Below are 260 nucleotides of genomic sequence, written 5' to 3'. Positions count from 1 at the left end.
CAAGCAAATGGTGCACCTTCTTCTATGCTTTCGGTGAAGATGTCGAGCAACTGGCCTTCACCAAAGACACGATTTGGCGTTGCCTCGGAACCATAGAAAGCAGTCATGATTGCGTTCTTGGTCTGCTTACGGTCGATACGTGCATCACCACCGGTCTTTTCAAGCATACGCTTGTACTGGATCACGTAGGCATCAGCACGTGTACCAATGTCTACGACATTGCAGATTTCTGCACCCTTGCGGTCGCCGGTGAGACAGGA

General features: G+C 50.8%; 1 protein-coding gene. It reads right to left on the bottom strand.

Annotation, left to right across the window (positions count from 1 at the left end; all coding sequences use genetic code 11):
- The coding region (locus Q5762_RS38835; RefSeq protein WP_315897024.1) for a hypothetical protein at window positions 1-185 on the bottom strand (185 nt) is incomplete at its 3' end.
- Between the last annotated feature and the right edge of the window lie 75 nt (window positions 186-260).

The organism is Streptomyces sp. P9(2023) (assembly GCF_032436795.1).
Lineage (GTDB): Bacteria > Actinomycetota > Actinomycetes > Streptomycetales > Streptomycetaceae > Streptomyces.
This window is presented reverse-complemented; position numbering and strand designations above follow the sequence as displayed.